The following is a 20904-nucleotide window of genomic DNA, read 5'->3' as shown; positions in this document are numbered from 1 at the left end:
TCTATTTATGTTATTGAGGTCTTTCTTTAAATCTTTCTATTGCTAAAACAATTAGCCGATCAATTAATTCTTCATATGGCAATCCTGTAACTTCCCACATTTTAGGATACATACTGATTTTTGTAAATCCTGGCATCGTATTAATTTCATTAAAATAGATTTTGTTGGTTTCCCTTTCCACAAAGAAATCCACCCGTGCTAATCCACTGCAGTCTACCAATTTATAAACTTTAAGAGCTAGCCTTCGTAATTCTGCTATCACTGGCTCTGATAATTCAGCTGGTATTTGAAAGCTACTGGTACCATCAAAATACTTATCCTTGTAATCATAAAATTCATGGGAAGGTATGATTTCTGCTGGCAAGGATGCAATAGCTTCATCATTTCCTAGAACAGAGCATTCTATTTCTCTACCATTGATGAATTCCTCCACCACAATTTTTCTATCATATTGAAAAGCCACTTTTATAGCTCCTAGCAGTTGCATTCTATCCTTTGCTTTAGAGATCCCCACACTAGAACCTAGGTTAGCGGGCTTCACAAATACAGGGTAGCTAAGTTTTGCTTGAATTTCCTCTATATACTGGTCTTGATTCTTGTCATAGCTCTTATTAAGTATCTCCACATACTTAGCTTGAGGTATATCTTCCACAGAACAAAGTTTCTTAGTGATGGCTTTATCCATGGCCACAGCAGAAGCCAAAACTCCAGCACCTACATAAGGCATATTTATCATTTCTAACAATCCTTGAATGGTACCATCTTCACCAAAGGGTCCATGTAACACTGGGAAAACCACATCGATAGCATCTGGATTGTTTTTTCCTAGAGAAATCACTTCTCCAGCTTCTGCTAAAGCCTCCCATTCTCCTGTGACTATTTTATCTATAGGTCCATGATAACGCTTCCATATTCCTTCCTTTGTGATTCCTACAGGCATAATGTTGTATTTTTCTGGATTCATTACCTTTAGTATAGAAGTAACTGACATCAAGGAAACCTCATGCTCTCCTGATTTCCCACCAAATATCACCATCACATTTATTTTTTTCATAAATTCACCTTCCTTTATATCTAATTAATATTCTACTCTTATAATAACTATTATTCAACTTTCAATTCTTAACAAAAAGAAACAAAAAATTAATTGAAGTATAAAGTTCTATATCTATTATAAATTTTAATATGCTAAGAATTACATTTGCAGTCCTTGGCTACGTTTTTTTGCCAAGGGCGAAACCGTAGATCGTGGATATTAAAATTGAAGCATAAAATATATATAAGCACTAATAAAGCGGAGAAATGATCTTCTCCGCTGAGTGCTTTTCTATATTCTATTTACTAAAAGGATGCTGCCAAACGACTTAACTGATTTTTAGAGGCTTTGAAAACTTCTACAATTTTTGATTTTAATTGTAAAGGCAGTTCACCATCATTAGTGGATGAATAAATCAATGTGTATTCTTCCTCTGTTAAAGCCGCCTTCAGTTCCCGTTGGGTTCTTTCATCGGTTAATCCATTTTTTACATCTACAAAACATAGGGGCGGGAACATGACACACCACCAATTCTGTCCTTCTCCTTCTCCGATGACTACCTTTAGGGCTTCGTATTTACCAGCAGGAAATACAACGCCGCCGTAGCGTCTTGTGGGGAAGGTGTCTTCTATTAATGACGCCGATACCTTATAGTCTTTGCCATTGGCAATAATCTCTTTTTCTGCCGCCTCTTCTATTGTAAATAAGCTTTTTTCAAGAATATTTCTTGTTTCTTCTATACCACTGGAGGTTTCCAGTTCATCCTCCATAGCTGCTATAATCTTATCCCTTACCTTCAGCTTCAACTGCTGATCCTCTGGGTCATCACTGTTGGCAAGCACATGAAATCTTATGAGGTTTTCTCCTCTTCTTTCTAGCTCATAGCCTTTACTTTCTTCAGTAGGGATCAATAACATACCTATAAGTGCTATGCTAAGTAAAGCTATAGAAATTCTTTTATACATATAATTTCCCCCTCATTCTCCATTTGATTGTTCTATTATCAGTATGTACAAATAGGGGAAAAAATATACAGAGCTACCTTTATCTTTCCTACATGTTTTCCTTATCCTTCTTCAATAGTTTTCTGATAGCCCTTCCTATTAATATAGCAACCGGCATTCCGATAATAGCAATATAAGCAGTGTAATCTGTAAAAACACCTAAATCATAATAAACATCAGCGATACTGCTGCTATACAAAGTAACAGCATAAACAAAGGGTAGTGTTGGCAAAACAAGGTAGCTGTGTTCCTTTGCAATAATCATATCTTCTATTAACATGGTAGTTGCCAAGTGAAAGGGAGCCAATGTCATAAAAATAGTAAAAACCCATACCGCCATAACAACAATCTCTACATTTTCCACGAAGGCCCCTGGAAATTCAATGGTTTTAAATATACTTAGGGTGGGCCAAATGAGATGCTGCATCTGATATATATCAAAATTTACTAAGGTAGCTATATTTAATAGTAGATAAAAAATCAATACAGCAAATACCGCAATAGGTCCTACTCGAGTGGCTTTCTGTGGTTCTTTTAGAAAGGAACCAAAAACCAATAGGGTTTCATAGCCTAAAAAGCTAAATAATACAATATCTAATGCTCCAAATAGCTGCTGTGGAGAGGCCTGAAAAACCGGCTTCAGCTTTGAAAAATCTGCCTCCCCTAAGGTTAACCCAAATAATAAAATCACAAATATTACTGAAGTGGGAAATACAATGTTGGTTAGCCTCCCCATCGGTTCAATCCCTTTCCTTACTAAATATCCAATGGGAACCAGCATGATAATGATAATAGCCTCTAAAGGCGTTCGTCGAAGTAGTATGGTCTTGACTACCTCAGCAAAAATCCTTAAGAGAAAGCCATTGCTTCCTATTAGATATATAGCAAAAAAAGTTGTTAGTAAATAGGCTACAGGCTTTGTTAAAGTAAGAGCAATAATCTCAAAATAGCTTTTACCGGGAAAGGATTTCACAATATACCCGTGGAGGAAAGCAATTCCCATGGTTATTAAAGCTCCAGCTATAAGCACAATCCAACCATCGGTTTTTACCACCTCTGCTAACTCTCGAGGTAAAGTGAGAATCCCAATCCCTATTAAGGTTAAAATCAATATGTTTGTCATTTGAGGAATGGATATACGATCGTTATTGAGAAGCATCTTTTTTCTCCTTTTCTATTGGTACTTTTGCATCTATATCCCACTAGTTCCTTTTTTGTTTCTTTCCTTAATCACTATAGATGCTAGAATGATCAGAGGAAGAATAATAACGATGCCATAGCCAGTATAGTCAGTAAATGTCCCCATATATTCATAGGTATCTGTTACGCTATCAGGCCATAGGGCGATAAAAAGAATGATAGGCAGCAGTGGCAAACCTAAATAGCTGTGCTCTTTTCCGTGAAGAAGCTGAGTAATCATGTGATTCCCCGCTAAATACATGGGAGCAATCGTCATAAATATTGCAAAAATCCATACCGACATGACAATAACTCCAACATTTTCAATAAAGGCTCCTGGCAGTTCTATTGTTTCAAAGGTAGATAATAAGGGCCAAATAAGCTGTTGTACCTGCTGCTCCCCAAGACTTCCTAAAACCGAGATGTTGATCAGTATATACAGCATGAGTACAATTGAGACGGCTACGGCGCCTGCTTTGGCTAATTTTTTCGGTTGACTGAGAAACATCCCAAAAACCAAAATAACCTCGAAGCCCAAAAAGCTAAAGAATACAAAGGGCAGCCCCCGAAGGATATCCATAAAGGGTGTTTGAAAAATTGGTAGAAGATTGTCAAATTTTATTTCTGTCCAAGACGCTGCAAACAAAGCGAATATCACCACCCCCAGTGGCACGCCTATCAGCTCCGCCATTCTACCCAATACCTCGATCCCCTTTCTATTCAGATAAACAGCAGCAAGTAAAATTCCTAAAATAATTACTCCTTTCGGAGTATGGGGCAACGTATAGGTCTTTAGCACCTCCACAAAAACTCGGGTGACCAGGGCTGTGATCCCCATGAAGTAGGCAAAAAAATATGTCGCTGCAAAATAGGCTACAGGCTTTGTTAAGGTTAAGGAGACAATCTCAAAATAACTCCTTCCTGGAAAGCTTTTTATAATATAACCGTGTAGGGTGGAGAATCCAATAACGATCAGGCCTCCTAGTACGAGGATCATCCAACCATCGGTTCTTCCTTCCTCCACTAATCCTCTTGGTAGGTTTAAAATTCCCACCCCTACCATGTTTAGGATAACGATATGAATCATCTGAGAAATGGATATTTTGTCATTGTTTAAAAACATAATGCCTTTCCTCCTACCCTGCGTTTACCTTGTCAAGCCTATACGGCGTATTTTTGTATCTACCTCTACTGCTATATCTATGGTGGGGAAAATCTCCCCCCACTCCTCTTTCACCTCTTCCCAAAGCTTTGGATGAAATCTGCTGAGGTAATAATCTATACCAATCACATCCACCTCAAATTCTTTTTGCAGCTTTTCTATGGTTTCCTCTAATTGATCCCTTAGCTCCGTACAAATTTTATCCTCAATTTCCCGTATCATATCTGGTTCCAACAAATCATGCTTAGTATCAAGATAAAATTGCTCTATTTCTCCTTCAGTTTTTATCTCTATAGTAATGCTGATATTATCTTCAGATTCATTAAGATAGAATTTTCTTGAAAGATAGATTAGGTCTACAGGAACAATATGATAATCGTGGCCATGCCTTTCTTGGGGCTGTTGGTCTTCTCCATAACGAACACTAAGTCCCCCTGGTCGGGCGGTACCTCTTAAAATCTCTACAGCTCTTGTTTCCGCTTCCCCTAGCCATCCCTGTATCTGATAGTTTTTGAAGACAGCAGAGCCTGCTACTTTAATGTCCGCTACCCCAGGGATTACCCTCGGAATCACTGTGTTCCCCCATCGATGAAAATCCTCTAGGATCTCTCCCATCATTCCTCCACCGGAACGGGGAGAGCGATCCTTATTTTTAAATAGCTCTGCCATAAATTGACCTGTCAATGGATTAATCAGGGGTTCCACCTCCAGTATGCTTTTTGCACTACCGGGGGCGATGGCTATATTAATCTTTCTACTGATAAACTGATCTCTTTCAACAGCATCTAGTATTTCCCGTAATAGCTGTGGATCCCTGGCAACACTTTCTCCGATCACTAAAACCTTCATGTGCCCCAAAAATACTTGTTTGTTCAAGCGAGTGGTCAATATACGGCTGACGCTATAGAGGTTTTCTCCTACAGAATTGTAAAGAGTATTAGGAATATCGGATTCTCCAACGAGAAACTCCACATTAGGAACCACATAGGTAAAGGAAAATCTGTTTCTAGAGGTCTCCTCTGGAACATCGGCGGTGATGTTGTTACCTTCTTCATCCTCTCGTGCCCCAGCCTCCCCTGTAGGTTCCCCTGAAGGTGGCTCATATTTATCTACTCCCAGGGACATTACATAGGCTCGTTCATCTATTTCTATAGCATCCCAGCAGGCGGTTAAGGTGGATATCGTTATGATTATTGTAAGTAGTAACGCTATTTTTTTATTCACTTCTATTCCCCTCCACACGTGTTTTGCATATACCTTCATAAATCTTAATTTTAATACACTAAGGGGCTACATTTGCAGTCCATGGCTATGCCTTTTAGCCATGAGCGAAACCGTAGACACGTGTGTATTAAAATTAAAGTCTAGTGTTATAGCCTTCTATTCCTGCTCCTCTATATCAAAGGTTTCTTCTCTTTTATCATCCAGGCGATTCTTTTGGTTCTTGGGAGCATTGACATCTCTGTTGTTCATAGCAGGCTGTGGTGCTCTTATCATCGTATCCTTTAGATCAGAGCTATCCCTAACAAATGTAATAAAGGGTGATAAATAAGGCATCCCAAAGCTTTTAAGCCCGCAAAGGTGAATCAATATCAATAAGGATACCAGCATAATACCATAGAGCCCAAAAGCGGCTGCAGAAAATAGGATAGCAAAACGCAGCATCCTAATAGAGATAGCAGCATTGTAGCTGGGGATAGCAAAGCTAGCTATGGCGGTAATGGCCACTACAATAACCATCAAGGGTCCTACGATTCCTGCCTCCACCGCTGCCTGGCCAATAACCAAACCTCCAACGATACCTATGGTGGAGCCAATAGCCCCCGGCAAGCGGATACTTGCCTCTCGAAGAATTTCAATGGTAACCTCCATAATCAACGCCTCTACAATGGCGGGAAAGGGTACTCCTCTCCGAGTTGCCGCTAAAGCCAGTGCCAAGTCCGTAGGGATCATCTGGGGATGAAAGGAGGTAATGGCCACATAAAGAGCTGGGGCAAAAAGAGCGATAAGGAGACAAAAATATCTCAGAAGCCTAATAACTGAAGCAATTTGCCATCTTTCATAGTAGTCCTCCGCCGACTGCATCATGGCATTAATGGTGGAGGGTACGATTAGGGTGAAGGGACTATTGTCTACTACGATTGCAATTCTTCCATGATAAATGGCTGAAGCGGCAACATCAGGTCTTTCTGTGTTTTGTACCTGAGGGAAAATAGAAATCCATTTGTCCTCAATCAGTTCCTCTACCTGAGCACTGTCTAAAATAGCATCGATATCAATGGCATTTAATCTTTTGTCTAATTCCTGTAAAACCTTTTTGTTAACGATATCCTCCATGTACATGACGGACACGTCCGTCTTGGACCTTACTCCTACCTGATAGTTTTTTACCTTTAACCGATGATCCCTTATTCTACGACGAATTAGGGTGGTGTTCATTCGGAGCGTTTCTACCAAACCATCTCTAGGCCCCCGGATGACTGCCTCTGTTTCTGGTTCTTGAGGAGTACGGGCAGGCCATCCTTTGGAGGCTATGATGATGATTTTTTCGTAGTTGTCTAATAAAAGAACCGTCTCACCACTTAAAATATTCAGCACAGCCTCATCGATGGTTTCTACTTCCTTTAGTTCTGTTACCGCTATATTTTGTTTTTTTATTAGATCATACAGCCCATTTTTTAACACATTTGGCTCTGGATCTATGTGTCGAGCCAGCAGCATTAGATTGTTTAAGGCAAATTCATTTACAAGCTTCTTATCCGCCATCCCATCCACATGAATGGTGGCCGCCTTATAGTTCCCCTCTTTACCTAGCTCTATTTCCCTATAGACGATGTCATCACAATCCTTGAGAAAATCCTCTTTAATGATTTTGAGATTTTTTTCTAAGCTTCTATTAGATTTTACATTTTCTATTTTTGCTGTTTTGTCTTTTTTACCAAATAATTTTTCCCAAAATCCCATATGAATGCCTCCTACCCTCTATAGACCTTTGCTATAATAAATAATGCAATACCGCCAACGATATAAGTGTATCCTAAAGCCTTTGCTATCTTCATATCTCTCATTAGTTTCTTTTTTCTTAATAGGGGAACATCTCGTAATAATAAAAACACACCAACAAATAGAACTAAACCAAACATATATCCATCATAAATTTCTTTAAACTTCATCATAAATGCTTGCATTTTTCTTCACCCTTTTCCATTTCATGACTTACTATTATAATGTTTGCATTTTTGGAAAGTTCTATACAAGCAGATGTCCAAAATCTGTGATTTTGTGGCAATCGCTTATACAGAGTACAAAAAGAGCAGAGAAATAATTTCTCTGCTCTACAAATACTTTTCTAATAAAGTTATATCTTCTATTTTATCTATATCATTGGCGATCTCTGGGTCTTGACTAATGATAGCTCTGGCCCTAATGCCAAATCGTTTTTCTATGTAGGCCTCTAATTCTTTTATAGTTAACTGTTTCATTAAAAACTTTATGACAAACCTTACACCTAACACCCGGCTCATTTGGAGGGGGTTTTTTCGATATTTTATTAGCATTCCTGCTATCACTTGGATTTTCTCCATGACCGCGGGAGACATCAGCATGATATTTCCTCCTGTAAAGATCCCCTCCTTTAAAGCCACATAAGTTCTTTTTGCATCAGGGTAATAGCTTGTACAGCAATTTTTTTCTACAATAGGATAATAGACATCTGCTTTTATTTGGGAAGTAGCTTCTATAAAATGATCTATTACATCACTATGAATTAAGGGGATATCACAGGTGGCAATCAGCACTTGCTTTTCTTCTTTAAAATAGGTCAATGCCTCCATTAGATTATCCATCATAGAGGATTGCTGTTGCAGAATGTAATCCACCTCCTTGCCAATAATAGGTTGGAGGCTTTGTTGATTTCCCACTACAAATAAATAATCAATATAATTGCTGTTTTTTAAGGAATTAACAACATAAGAAATCATGGGAATACCCTTTATAGGGATGGTTGCTTTGTCTTGCAGAAAGCTATTTTTATCCTTTCTTCCTTCCCCTGCCAATATAATGGCCTTCATGCTTCAGCCTCCTCAGTCTTTTCATTCATTAATATCTTGCTTTGTCCGTTGGTGCTACCTGCTGCATCATATGTTTAGAGAGGTTTTTGATATGTTCCATTCCATAGATATAAGCTTTTTCCTCATTTCTTTCTGTTATCATTTGAAGTATTCTTTCATGCTCCTCCACCAATTCCTTAGATTTGTTATATTCTGAGATATAGCGTACTCTAAAACGATATACCTGTTCCCTTAAGCTTAGGGAAATTTGATAAAGCTTTTCATTACGGGTGGAGACAAAAATCTTTTCGTGAAACTCTATGTCCTTTTCAACCATACCCTCTATGTTCTTTTCTAAATGACATCTTTTAAATTCGTTAGCGATCTCCTTTAATGCTTCTATATCATCATCTGTCATACGTTCTGCTGCTAGAGATGCTGCTAAACCCTCTAATGCTCCTCTAATCTCTAGCACATCTATCATATCCTTTACTGAAACATCTGCTACATAGGCTCCTTTTCTAGCCACCATAATAACTAGACCCTCTAGCTCCAGTTTTCTAATGGCTTCTCTCACGGGAGTTCTGCTTACCCCCAGCTCCTCCGCCAACTGAATTTCCATGAGTCTTCTACCAGGCTCTAGTTTTCCCTCTAAAATAGCCTCTCGTAAATATTGAAATACAATTTCTCTTAAAGGTTTATAATTTTCAATTTTCAATTTTTCCAAATTATTCATGATTATTCCCCTTACTATAGCTTTGTACCAAGTAGGTTTGCCTATTAATTATTTTTAGATTTTCATAAGCAGCCTTGGCCTTTTCGTATTTCTTGAAAATACCAAATACCGTCGGTCCACTGCCGGACATCATACTACCTAGAGCTTGGTATTCTATCATTTTCTTCTTTAAATCTTTAATGATTGGATGTTTCCTTTCCGTCACGGTCTCCAGCACATTTGCCATGTTTTTGGATAATGTATACAAATCTCTTTCCTTTATAGCCTTTAGTAGTTTTAATGTATCGGGTCTATTTTCTATTTTAGACAAATCTAAACGACTATATACTTCTGCTGTTGAAACAGAAATAGCGGGCTTCGCCAACACCATCCATACATTTTTTAAACCATCAACCGCTGTCAGTTTTTCTCCGATACCCTCAGCAATGGCAGCACTTCCCATAATGCAAAAGGGTATATCTGCTCCAATACTTACCCCTAGCTCCATTAGCTGTTTCTGAGCAAGCTTTAACTGCCACAGTTGATTTAATCCAGTTAGTACAGCTGCAGCATTTGAGCTTCCACCAGCTAAGCCTGCTGCTACAGGAATATTCTTTTCAATATAAATGTCTAGTCCGCAGGAAATGTTGTATTGTTTTCTAATTAGTTCCGCTGCCCTGTAGGCAATATTTCCATTGTTCTTTGGAATAAACTCACACTCAGTCAAGATTTGTATCGTTTCTCTATCTCTTCTTTCCACTACGGTAATGTTATCATAAAGATCTATTTGCTGCATAATCATTTTCACTTCATGATATCCGTCGAGTCGCTTTCCTAATACGTCAAGAGACAGATTGATTTTGGCTCTAGACTTCAATTGTATGCTGTTCATACCTAATAACTCCTTCGTATATTCTAAGTAGTATATATTATATATCATCTAGGGGATTTCCTGCAAACTTTTTAAAATTTTCTAAACAAACTCCATATTATCTAAACATCTTCAGGTCCAAAACGTAAGAAAACCCAGTCACCACAGCGTATTCAGGGATACGTAAGGGTGCTGAGTTTTTGAAGCAATAAAAAAGATAATGATTTTCAGCAGTGTGACTGCAGGTGTTAAAACCGTGGTCTAAACCTTAGAATTTGAAACTATATACCTTCTCAATAATAATTTGATCTCCAGGCTTTACATCTTCGGGCCTTTCTATTTCATTGCTCTCCATAATATGTTGTACTGTTGTATAATATTTTTTAGCAATTTTCCATAAAGAATCTCCCTCTTGGAAGAAATAGATCGTTAAGCTTGGTCGTTTTGATATATCTTCGACTTCCTCCATCTCTTCTACATCAGAGATTACATCCATAGATTTTAAAGAATAGGCTTCACAGGTAGTGCTTATGTTCATTCTTACTTCCACCTGTTCTTCATTAATTCGACTATAGTCTAGCTCCTGTACTAGAAGTTCAATATCTATCTCCATTTGGTTTTGTACTCCTTCAATCTCAACATGATGTCTAAAAGGAATCTCCTGCATATAACTATAGATAGGCTGTAACCCTTCTTGAGAAGTATAGATTACTGTGGTCTCCAATACCCCTTCTATAACAACTTTGTTTTCCATAAGATTATAGTCAGTCACAATCGGTTTTGCATTGATAGAAAAAATCTGTGCCATTGGTGGATTATTGCTTGGAAGGTCAAGGGTTTCTCTCAATAACACTTGAGAACGATGGATCCCTAGATTTTCCTTTACCTCTACCTTGCTTTTTTGTATATTTAATGGTTTGGTTGGGGAATAGGCATCTACTACAACTTCTCGTTTTTGACTTTCCATAACTACTGCTTCGATGTGAACGATCCCTTCTACCTCTAAAATTTTCTTCTCACCATCAGCATTTTCCTTGATATCGGTAAATACTTCATCGATTTTCATCTTTAGCTTATATTCCATATCGCTGTAAGCTTCAGGAATCTCAATGAAATGTGTAAAAGGCATTTCCTTTTTAACAATGTTTAGAGGGCTTTCCTCATCTTCCCCTATGTATAATACCTCTAATAAAACACTGCCCCCTATAATTACCTTGCCATCAGTGATCTTTGTTTCCTTTTCTACTGGAATGGCTGACCATTTTAATACTTCCTTCATTTCTGGCACTCCTTCTTCTAGTTCAAAGGCATCCTTTACTAGCGTATCGGAAGCATTTGTGCCAATGATGTCGGTATATTGGAGGGTTTCTCGTAATACTTCTATATCCTCCATCCCTTCTAAATCCTTAGTAATCTCTACTTGTACTTCTTGCACACCCTTTGCTGCCATATTGATGACAGCCTTTACACCTATTTTCCTTTCATTATTTAAGCTGAAGTCTATATGTTCGATTTCTGCCGCTATTTCACTTTTCATTGGGGAAGTTAACCCTTCAATTTCAATGCTTTGTTTAAAATCAGTACTGCTATCTATACTGTATAATGGTTCTTCTCCTTTTTCAGAGGCATACAATACCTTGAATTGAATAACCCCCTCTACAAGGATTTTATTGTCTTGTGTTTCTTTTTTGCTCACTTGTATATTGCCATCTACCGCCACAACTCTTGTAATATCTGGCTTTGTATCAGGGGCTAGTATATCCCCTTCTATAATGGCTTGAACAGTATTTTCTCCTACCAATCGGTCTACCTTCAGTAAATCCTTCATTAGCTCAACCGCCATTTTTCTCTCACCTCTCATTTATCATTAATATTGAAATTTAAACTCCTACTATATCTTATTTGTGATTCCATAAAATATGTTAGAAAGTTTGTCAAATTCTCCTTCTGTCCATTTTTTCTCTACTATATATATGTTGATGCCATAAAAAAAAGAAGTGAAAAATAAGATTTTCACTTCTTTTACTTGAATTCTTTTCTATTAGCTACCAACGATTTCTTCCAAATAATTTAAATGTACGGTAAACCCCTACTGCTACTTCTTCCAGGGTCACATTCTCCTTAGGTTGATAACCATCTTCTTCTCCCTTAAGAATGTCTAATCCATACATCAATGCCACTGCTCCCAATCTGTCAGGATGAATTTCTTCAGCATCTTTTACTGGAAGATTGTAAATATCCTTGACAACAGCTGCCTTTTCCAGTGGTGTCATTTTCACTAGTATTTGTGCAAATTCTTCCTTGGATATAGTCTCATATCCGTTAAAGGGAACTGCCTCATTTTCAATAAACTTTTGCATGACTGCTGTCTGTATGTATTCATAATATTCATCATTAATATTTACATCAGTAAATTTCAGTTCTACAGGTTCTTCGCCACTATAGTACCAATAACCCATAGCTTTAACCATCATTTCTACAATTTCATTTTTAATGACTGGATCCTTCAAATCTTGTTTTTGTAAATCAATGACACCGTTAGAATTCATGATTTTTAATTCCCGTTCTGCCCAATGTCCTTTTAAGTTTTCCTCTACTGTCTCTACTTTGCCATCCTTTAGCTGTATTTCTTGCCCATTCCAATCCAGTAGTGTACCAGTGTGGGCATCAATATAATTATATTGTACAACACTCTTTGGACGATTCACATAAACTAGTTTTACTTCACCTTCCTCAGCACTGCCTATCACAGGTATTCTACTATAGGATAATTTTGCTTCCGATTGCTGGGTCAATAAGTCTATTGCTGCTTCCTCTTCTATGAGATTCTTTTGTTCAGGAAGCTTCATATCATTCCATCTGAAATAGACGTCTTGTAGATTACCTGTTGTGCTGTCAATAGAAACATTGATCTGATTTCCACTAAAAACAATACCATTTTCTCTTCTAGCAAAATTGAAATAATACTCAGGATTAATCACTTTTTGGTCATTATAATAATGAGTATTCTCTCGATAGGTTTGCTGTAAATCAAGCTGCTTCAACTTTTCTGGATAGATCAGCTTTAATACTTCTATTGCCTTATAATAAGCATCCTCCCATTCAACTGTTGGCTCAAATTCTTGAGACATCATCATTTCCCGCATTCTCCAGTTGTAATTGTTCACTTGGATTATTTCTTCTGTTAAGGCATCAATGGTTAAATTTCCACCTCCATAGCGGTCATTATCCAGGTTGAAGTTGATATTCCATGTTTTTCTTCTGCTGGCATCTCCGTAGTAATTATTTGAATTATAGTTAACAGATTCTATTTTTATCGTTGCATCACCATAAAGCTTTTCTAGCAATTGAGTTGCTAATGCCACTGCTTTTTCCCTGCTGATTTCTTTGGTGTGAATTTCTCTTGTGGTCTTTAAGTTTTCAAATGCTGCTTTTTCTCTATCTGATACATCAAGGGTTTTTTCCTCCTCAGAAGATACTCCTGTGTAGTTAACCGTTTTTCCAGTTACTGCATCTATCCATATACCGCCCTGATAATCTGGAGTATATACCAGTTTTACGTCCTCCACTATTTCTCTCCCACTGCTCCTATCTCTAGCAGGTAAATATGCTAGCTGCAACTGTAGATTATCTTTGAATAGCTTGCTAGCTTCTTCTGGGGTGATAGAAGCCTTACTTTGTGGAATGGATTCTTCTCTCCAGTTAAAGCTATAGGAGGCAACTTCTCCAGTTCCACTATTTACTCCAATTTGTACGCCATCCTGTATAACAGGGATTCCATTTTTTTGTCTTGTATAATGAACGTAGTATTCTCTAGGGTAGAGTCCATTACTGTTGTCACTATAATAATACATATCATTATAGCTTGGATCTAGTATAAGCTGATTTAAGATATCTTGATTGACCTTTAATAAAAATTGATGAGCAATTTCCTCTGCTTCTTCTTGTGTGTATCTGGCAATTTGGTTTTCAGGGTTTTCATCCTCACCATATTTTCTCAGTTCCATTAATTTACCATCTTCATCGCTAATGGTAACATTAATATTTAAATACTGATTTCGACCATGTCTTGAAAAGCTTATTTGCCATACATACTTCCCAGTTTGATTCCAGTCCTCACGATAGCTGATATTGTTATTAAAGCTTTGTCCTTCTCCTTCAACATCCACTTGAAAATAAGTTTTTGCATATTCAGCTGCTAAACTCAGCACCTCTGTTTCTGTCATATTTGCACCTTCACCAATAGAAGCTATTTCTGATGCATTATTATGACTTGTCACTTGATAAGCTACCGCCTCTTCCACCACCCTTACTGCCTGTGTAGTTGCAACGCTAACATTTCCAAAGACAAAACCAGCATTAGAAAATAACATTCCCCCTACCATTAGACAGCCTATGGTTTTTTTAAATCTCATTTAAACACATCCTTTCCATATTAGGCAAAATCTACCTCTTATATTAGACGTAAAATTACCTTAAAAAGTTTCATTTATTTATTATATTTATTTTTAATATAGATATGTGGCTCTATATTTCCTATACATTAAAAAAAGACGGAAATCCATCCGTCTCTTTACATTATTTGGTTAATACCGTTCCTGTTTTTCCTGCTATTCCTTCCTTTGCTTTTTCTAAGGAGGTAATAAGAGCCCGTCTTCCATCCTTTGATTCCACAAACTTTAAAGCTGCCTTTACCTTTGGAAGCATAGAGCCTGGTGCAAAGTGTCCTTCTCCGATATATTGCTGTGCTTCTTTAACTGTCATAGTGTCCAATTCCTTTTGCTGGGGGCTGTTAAAGTGAATCGCTACCTTTTCTACTGCTGTCAAGATAATTAAGTAATCAGCATCCAGCATTTCTGCTATCTTTTCAGAAGCAAAATCCTTATCTATTACGGCTGGTACACCTTCTAGCACCCCTTTACCTGTATTAATCACTGGTACACCGCCTCCACCAACAGTGATCACCACATGTCCAGCTTCAACTAAGGTCTTAACGATTGGCGCCTCTACCACATCTATGGGTTCTGGAGAAGCTACAACTCTTCGCCATCCTCTACCGGCATCCTCCTTCATGGTATAGCCCTTTTCCGCCATTAATTTTTTAGCATCCTCTTCTGTGAAAAAAGAGCCTACTGGTTTTGTTGGATTTCGAAAGCCAGGATCACTTTTATCTACTACTACTTGAGTTACAATCGTTGCAACATTTTTTTCCATACCTCTAGCAATCATCTCTTGGCGAATTGCCTGCTGCAAATGATATCCTATGTAGCCTTGGCTCATTGCGCCGCACTCGGGGAAGGGCATTACTGGTATATTTGCATTGGCTTGGGCAGCCGTTTCATAAGTAGCTATCATTTGACCTACCTGAGGTCCGTTCCCATGGGCGATAATTACTTCATGACCCTCTTGTATTAAGTCTACGATGGGTTTCGCTGTTTCCTTAGCGGTTACAAGCTGAGACTCTGCTCTCGTATCCTTAGAATCTGCCTGAAGGGCATTGCCTCCGAGTGCCAATACAATTCTGGTCTTTTGTTGTGCCATCCTATGTCCTCCTTTAATAATTATTACGAAATGGTTGCTACTATCACAGCTTTAATCGTATGCATTCTATTTTCTGCTTCATCAAAAACAACGGAATGTTTACTTCGAAAGACTTCATCTGTTACTTCCATTTCCTTCAAACCAAATTTCTCATGGATTTCTTTTCCTACCTTTGTTTCTAGATCATGGAAGGCAGGTAAACAATGCATGAAGATTACATCAGGATTTCCTGTAGCCTTCATCATCTCCATATTTACTTGATATGGAGATAATTGTTTAATCCTCTCTTCAAATTGATCTTCTTCTCCCATGGATACCCATACATCGGTATAGATCACATCAGCATTCTTTACACCTTCAGCGATGTCTTCCGTTAATGTAATTTTTGCTCCTGTTTCCTTTGCTATTTTCCTCATCTCAGCAACTAATTCTTCCGATGGAAATAATTCCTTAGGTGCTACTGCCCTAAAGTCCATGCCCATCTTAGCTGCACCAATCATTAAGGAGTTACCCATGTTGTTTCTAGCATCTCCAACATAGACAAATTTCACTTTATTTAATGGCTTTGCCACGTGTTCACTGATGGTTAATAGGTCAGCTAATATCTGAGTCGGATGATAAAGGTCTGTTAATCCGTTCCATACTGGCACACCCGCATGGTTTGCTAGTATCTCCACTGTTTCTTGTTTGAAGCCCCTAAACTCGATACCATCATAATATCTTCCTAACACCTTAGCGGTATCCTCGAGAGACTCTTTTTTTCCCATTTGAGAGTCACTGGAACCTAAAAAGGTAACATGAGCTCCTTCATCATAAGCAGCTACTTCGAAGGCACATCTTGTTCTTGTAGAGGATTTTTCAAATAATAATACGATATTCTTTCCTTCAAGTAGATTACCCTTAACGCCCATTCTTTTTTTTGTCTTTAAATCTCTAGATAAATCTAGTAAATAACGGATTTCTTGTGGTGTGAAATGTTTTAGGGTTAAAAAATTTCTTCCTTTCAAATTAACTGGCATAAATTTTTCCTCCTTAAAATTAATTATTTATTAAGTTTATTCCCTTATTAGGGGCATTGACATACATCTAGGGCCTCCCCTACCTCTTACTAGCTCCGATCCCTCAATTTCGATTACTTCTATACCATTCTTTCTAAGGGTTGCATTAGAGGCCTCATTTCTATCATAAGTTATAACCACTCCTGGTGCAATAGCCAGTGTATTTGTACTATCATTCCATTGTTCTCTAGCAGCGGTAATCTCATCTCCACCCCCACTTTGGATAAATGCCACGCTTGGAAGACCTAACGCAGTTTTTAGGGCATCCTTTAGATTTTCCTTAGGTTTTACCCTAGGGGTTGTCTTTCCAATCGTTAACTCATAGGCCCTCACCATATCCTCTACACCAGGATAAATCGTAAACTTGTCATAATCAATCATAGTGAAAACAGTATCTAAATGCATATAAGCTCGAGTAAAAGGGATTTCCACTGCGATTACCTTTTCTATATTACCTTCTCTAAACAATCTTTGGGAAATCGTTTCTATGGCAGCGGCAGAAGTTCTCTCACTGCAGCCAATAGCCACCACCTTATCACTTAATACTAATATATCTCCTCCTTCTATGCTGTGGGTTTCCTTATAGTCATACCAGAGGGGAGTGCTTTCACCTTTAAAAAGGGGATTATACTGGTAGATATATTTCAGAAACATAGTTTCTCTATCTCTTGCTGGGGTTTTCATTTTATTAATAGAAAGTCCTTGTCCTATAGTAGCTCCAATATCTCTTGTGAAATATAGATTAGGTAGAGGATTTATATAAAAGGGATAATCCACTCTAATATAATCTACTAGATGCAGTTCCCTATCTATATCTGGAAAGTCTTTTTTATGCAAGCCTACAATTGCAATCTCTACTAAATCTTTGCTATTTTTTGCAAGCAAAAACTGAATCAAAGTTCCTTCAAATTCACCATTGTCAATGTTGCAATTTTTTACCAAGTCCTTAACAAAATTTTCTTTTACATCCTTATCTACTAAAATTTCTTCTAATAATTCCTCATAATAATATACATTACAGCCTCGATCTTTCATCACCTTTGCAAATTTATTATGTTCTTCCCTCATTTTTTTTAGCCAAGGTATATCATCAAACAACAGTTCCTGTAGATATTGAGGCGTTAACCTTTCTAATTCCTTCCCAGGTCTGTGTAGAAGAACTGCTTTTAACTTGCCTATCTCAGAGTTAATGTTCAAAAACCCTTCTGTCATTTTAACCATCCCCCTTCTTTATTTATGATTTATGCATCAATAGAAATAACTTTAATATTTCTGTAGATTATTATAGACTTAGTGTATCCGAAGAATTCCAACCTTCAGAATTTTAACAGAATTTTTAAAAAAGATCTTCTTTAATAATAGTATAACTTTCTTTTATACATAAATCAAGCGGCTTATTTTCAATGTTCTTGCTCATTTTATACATTGTATGTATAAAAATTCATCTTTGTACTTCAGTTTTTTCGCTGGAAAATTTCTTCTATTACAGTATTTTAATTAAGGAAGATAAGGTCAATGTATTTTAATAAAAAATCATCAAGGTTCGGATTAAAGCTTAAACTTCCAAAAACTCTTAATATTTATTAAAAAAATTAAAATTTTCTCATAGAAAAAAACCACCTAATGTCTAGGTGGTTTTTTTTAGCTTACTTTTATCTGATGATTGTCTTTACATACGGTGACTTCCACTGCTTCTGTAAGAATATCGGAATAGCTGTAGGATACTCTTCTAACTGAATTATAGTCTCCATTGATTCTCACTACGAAAATACTAGGATAGGTGTTTTCTAAAACACCCTCACGAATCATTGTTCTTTTACGACCTTTGTTGGCCTTAAGAGTAACCTGTTGTCCTACATAGCCTTCAATATTCTTTCTTATTTCATTTAAGGTATTTTTATCTGCCAAACCATCACCTTCTTTCACATCTCTAACAACATATATGATATCATAATTCGAGAAGGTTGTCAATTGCTTTAACAAAATATTATACAATGTTTCTACCTAGGTTGTCAATTATTCTTTATTAGATTTTTTAAAAAATATTTTTTTTCTAGAATTTTTTACAAAAACTCTTTGAGATTTTTGTAATGTTACAAGAATATGCAATTTCTGCAAACAACTTTATTGATAAAAATATCCATAATATCTGGTAATACCATCAGCAATTGCTAAAGCAGCTTCTCTCTGGAATTCCTCCTGTGTTAAACGAATTTCCTCCTGAGGGTTTGATATATATCCAACTTCAATATGAATAGAACTTATCCTCACATCTCTAAGCAAGAAAAATTCCGCTGTTTTTACACCTCTATTCACCGTAGAAAGTCTTTCTGTCATTTCTTTAATTATCTCCTCACCTAATCTTCTAGCCTCCTCATCTCCTCTGTAATAATATATTTCCGTACCAGAAATAGAAGGATGTTTAAAGTAATTTTGGTGAATGCTAATAAAAAAGTGAGGCAAAACTTCATTTGCAGTATTGGCTCTTTCAGTAACCGGAATATATTCATCTTTCCTCCTCGTCATATATACCGTTGCTCCCAGCTCCTGAAGCTTTTCCTGCAAATAACAGCTAATATTTAAATTGATGTCCTTTTCCCTTAATCCAGAGGCACCTATGTTGTCTTTCCCTTTTTCGCCTCCATGGGCTGCATCAATCATTATAGCTTTCCCTTTTAGTGGTTGTTTCATGTCCTTTATTTCAATTTCGCTTAAATTTATACCAGTATAATAATATTTTAGTATTTCTTCTGCTGATTTACCTTCTAATGCCATTTGATTAGCACCATACTGGCATAATCCTACACCATCTCCTTTACCAGTGGTAAAAAACCGAATTTTTTCAGGCCTCCAACTGAAACGAGTTGAGTTTAATTCCAGTAGTTTCATTAAATCTTTTCCTTCAAACTCCTTTCCTGCTACTTTTAATTTTATGACTCTTCCCTCTTCATCCCTATCGATATCATAAAACATATTTTGTATTTCCATATTTTTTATGGAATTCCCCTTCATAAACTGCACACCTAGCCTGCCTTGAATGTCTTGTATAGATATGTCTTTATAGTTAAAGGAATAGGGTGTATCTTCACAATAACTGCACAATACCTTCCGTAGATATTGAACAATGTTTCCATCGACATTTTCACTGTTTTCAGTAGCACCACCACAAACCATATGAAATCTAGCATCTATTGGTTTACCCTTGAAAAAGATAATGATTTTTTTGGTGTCATCAACAGCTTTTTTTAAGATTCTCATATAGTTTTCATATTGTTGGCCCCAAGTATCTCGATATTCCTCTAGAGGGATGCATCCTTGAAACTCCTCTAATGAAATATCTACATCAGGTTGATCTTTTATTTCTTTAGCATCGAATAGCTTTAATTTTTTAGCTACTACAGTTCTCATAATAATGCTTTGACATTTCAGGGCCTCTATATGAAAAGTTAGCGGCATACTGTAGGCCACCAACTCTTTAACTAACTCCTCTAATGGTTTTATTATTATTTTTTTATCATAGGGATTATATATGGTTATATTTATTAATCCATTTCTTTCCTTCAACTCCTTTACCCCCTTATTCTTTTGAGTCCTACGGTCTTCAATAGTTTTTAGTTCAATCCATTACTGTAGTATATAATATGAAAAAATTTAATTCCTTGTGCATAATTCCACCTTCTGTTGCATAATATAACCCCGTATATTTTCAAGAGATTGAAAATGCACGGGGTTATTTTTAAGACCTTTTTACCTTAAAAGCAATGCCTAAGGTTTCTAGCCCTTTATCTATTTCCTCTTTTTGGTTTTCTTCCAGCTGTGATAGTGTTTCAACAATAGCTTTTAATAGTTTTTCTTTCATATAATTTACTTTATCATCACCTTTTGGGGTTAAACTAACGTATACATTTCTTCGGTCCTTTGGGGAAGTGCTTCTCTCTACATAGCCTTCCTCCACCAGCTTGTTTAACATAGAAGTCATGGTTCCTTTGCTAACCTCTATGGCTTCACTAAGACATGACATATTGCAAAGACCAAAATCCTTTATAATAAACAAAACTTGAAACTGAGAAAGAGTTAGACATTTATCTTGATCCATATTCTTATATTGGTATCGCATCCAACCTCCAAAGACTATATAAAAGTTTTGAAGTAATTGGGCTATTCGTTGCTCCGTCAATTTAATCAACCGTCCTTTCTTCTTATGCTATTTATTATATAACGATTTGTAACATAGTTTCAATATATAATGTTTTCATTTTCAAATTATTTGCTTGTCAAAATATATTTCG

18 protein-coding genes are annotated in these 20904 nt (G+C 36.9%); all 18 read right to left on the bottom strand.

Features of this window, described 5'->3' with window-relative positions; genetic code table 11:
• Nucleotides 1-10: 10 nt before the first annotated feature.
• The 18 genes from CHB72_RS17510 to CHB72_RS17425 all read right to left on the bottom strand — a co-directional run bounded on the left by CHB72_RS17510 (nt 11) and on the right by CHB72_RS17425 (nt 20801).
• A complete protein-coding gene (locus CHB72_RS17510) occupies nt 11-1054 on the bottom strand; it encodes a D-alanine--D-alanine ligase family protein (RefSeq protein WP_089284169.1) in 1044 nt (347 codons plus the stop codon).
• Between the two features lie 287 nt (nt 1055-1341).
• Nucleotides 1342-2001, bottom strand: coding sequence for a stage II sporulation protein R (gene spoIIR / locus CHB72_RS17505; protein ID WP_089284168.1), 660 nt, complete (start codon nt 1999-2001; stop codon nt 1342-1344).
• An 88-nt stretch (nt 2002-2089) separates the two neighbouring features.
• Nucleotides 2090-3199, bottom strand: coding sequence for a GerAB/ArcD/ProY family transporter (locus CHB72_RS17500; protein ID WP_089284167.1), 1110 nt, complete (start codon nt 3197-3199; stop codon nt 2090-2092).
• A 33-nt stretch (nt 3200-3232) separates the two neighbouring features.
• Nucleotides 3233-4342, bottom strand: a complete 1110-nt coding sequence (locus CHB72_RS17495) for a GerAB/ArcD/ProY family transporter (RefSeq protein WP_089284166.1) — start codon at nt 4340-4342, stop codon at nt 3233-3235.
• Nucleotides 4343-4366: 24 nt separating this feature from the next.
• Nucleotides 4367-5605, bottom strand: a complete 1239-nt coding sequence (locus CHB72_RS17490) for a Ger(x)C family spore germination protein (RefSeq protein WP_176431441.1) — start codon at nt 5603-5605, stop codon at nt 4367-4369.
• A 156-nt stretch (nt 5606-5761) separates the two neighbouring features.
• Nucleotides 5762-7345 carry a spore germination protein gene (locus CHB72_RS17485; RefSeq protein WP_089284164.1) on the bottom strand — a complete coding sequence of 528 codons (1584 nt, stop codon included), beginning with the start codon at nt 7343-7345 and terminating at the stop codon, nt 5762-5764.
• Between the two features lie 11 nt (nt 7346-7356).
• The gene (locus CHB72_RS17480) at nt 7357-7569 is read right to left on the bottom strand and encodes a CLC_0170 family protein (protein WP_089284163.1); all 213 of its coding nucleotides are present in this window, start codon (nt 7567-7569) and stop codon (nt 7357-7359) included.
• 147 nt (nt 7570-7716) lie between these two features.
• Nucleotides 7717-8451, bottom strand: coding sequence for a nucleotidyltransferase family protein (locus CHB72_RS17475; protein ID WP_089284162.1), 735 nt, complete (start codon nt 8449-8451; stop codon nt 7717-7719).
• 28 nt (nt 8452-8479) lie between these two features.
• A complete protein-coding gene (locus CHB72_RS17470) occupies nt 8480-9166 on the bottom strand; it encodes a GntR family transcriptional regulator (RefSeq protein ID WP_089284161.1) in 687 nt (228 codons plus the stop codon).
• Nucleotides 9159-10037, bottom strand: coding sequence for a 4-(cytidine 5'-diphospho)-2-C-methyl-D-erythritol kinase (ispE, locus tag CHB72_RS17465; protein WP_089284160.1), 879 nt, complete (start codon nt 10035-10037; stop codon nt 9159-9161). Before ispE ends, CHB72_RS17470 begins: the two co-directional genes overlap by 8 nt.
• A 247-nt stretch (nt 10038-10284) precedes the next feature.
• The gene (locus tag CHB72_RS17460; RefSeq protein WP_089284159.1) at nt 10285-11859 is read right to left on the bottom strand and encodes a DUF3794 and LysM peptidoglycan-binding domain-containing protein; all 1575 of its coding nucleotides are present in this window, start codon (nt 11857-11859) and stop codon (nt 10285-10287) included.
• 202 nt (nt 11860-12061) lie between these two features.
• The gene (locus CHB72_RS17455; protein ID WP_089284158.1) at nt 12062-14431 is read right to left on the bottom strand and encodes a YcdB/YcdC domain-containing protein; all 2370 of its coding nucleotides are present in this window, start codon (nt 14429-14431) and stop codon (nt 12062-12064) included.
• A 163-nt stretch (nt 14432-14594) separates the two neighbouring features.
• Nucleotides 14595-15557, bottom strand: coding sequence for a carbamate kinase (gene arcC, locus CHB72_RS17450; RefSeq protein WP_089284157.1), 963 nt, complete (start codon nt 15555-15557; stop codon nt 14595-14597).
• Nucleotides 15558-15580: 23 nt separating this feature from the next.
• Nucleotides 15581-16576, bottom strand: coding sequence for an ornithine carbamoyltransferase (gene argF, locus CHB72_RS17445; RefSeq protein WP_089284156.1), 996 nt, complete (start codon nt 16574-16576; stop codon nt 15581-15583).
• A 36-nt stretch (nt 16577-16612) separates the two neighbouring features.
• Nucleotides 16613-17827 carry an arginine deiminase gene (gene arcA / locus CHB72_RS17440; RefSeq protein ID WP_089284155.1) on the bottom strand — a complete coding sequence of 405 codons (1215 nt, stop codon included), beginning with the start codon at nt 17825-17827 and terminating at the stop codon, nt 16613-16615.
• 429 nt (nt 17828-18256) lie between these two features.
• Nucleotides 18257-18610 carry a Veg family protein gene (locus tag CHB72_RS17435; RefSeq protein WP_330397082.1) on the bottom strand — a complete coding sequence of 118 codons (354 nt, stop codon included), beginning with the start codon at nt 18608-18610 and terminating at the stop codon, nt 18257-18259.
• A gap of 129 nt (nt 18611-18739) precedes the next feature.
• Nucleotides 18740-20179, bottom strand: a complete 1440-nt coding sequence (locus tag CHB72_RS17430; RefSeq protein WP_242975181.1) for an N-acetylmuramoyl-L-alanine amidase — start codon at nt 20177-20179, stop codon at nt 18740-18742.
• 172 nt (nt 20180-20351) lie between these two features.
• Nucleotides 20352-20801: a MarR family winged helix-turn-helix transcriptional regulator gene (locus CHB72_RS17425; RefSeq protein WP_141131478.1), complete on the bottom strand. Its 450-nt coding sequence runs from the start codon at nt 20799-20801 to the stop codon at nt 20352-20354.
• Nucleotides 20802-20904: the final 103 nt, after the last annotated feature.

Source organism: Anaerovirgula multivorans (genome assembly GCF_900188145.1).
Taxonomy (GTDB): domain Bacteria; phylum Bacillota; class Clostridia; order Peptostreptococcales; family Natronincolaceae; genus Anaerovirgula; species Anaerovirgula multivorans.
Note: the sequence above shows the minus strand (reverse complement) of the source record. Positions and strands in the feature narration are given on the sequence as shown.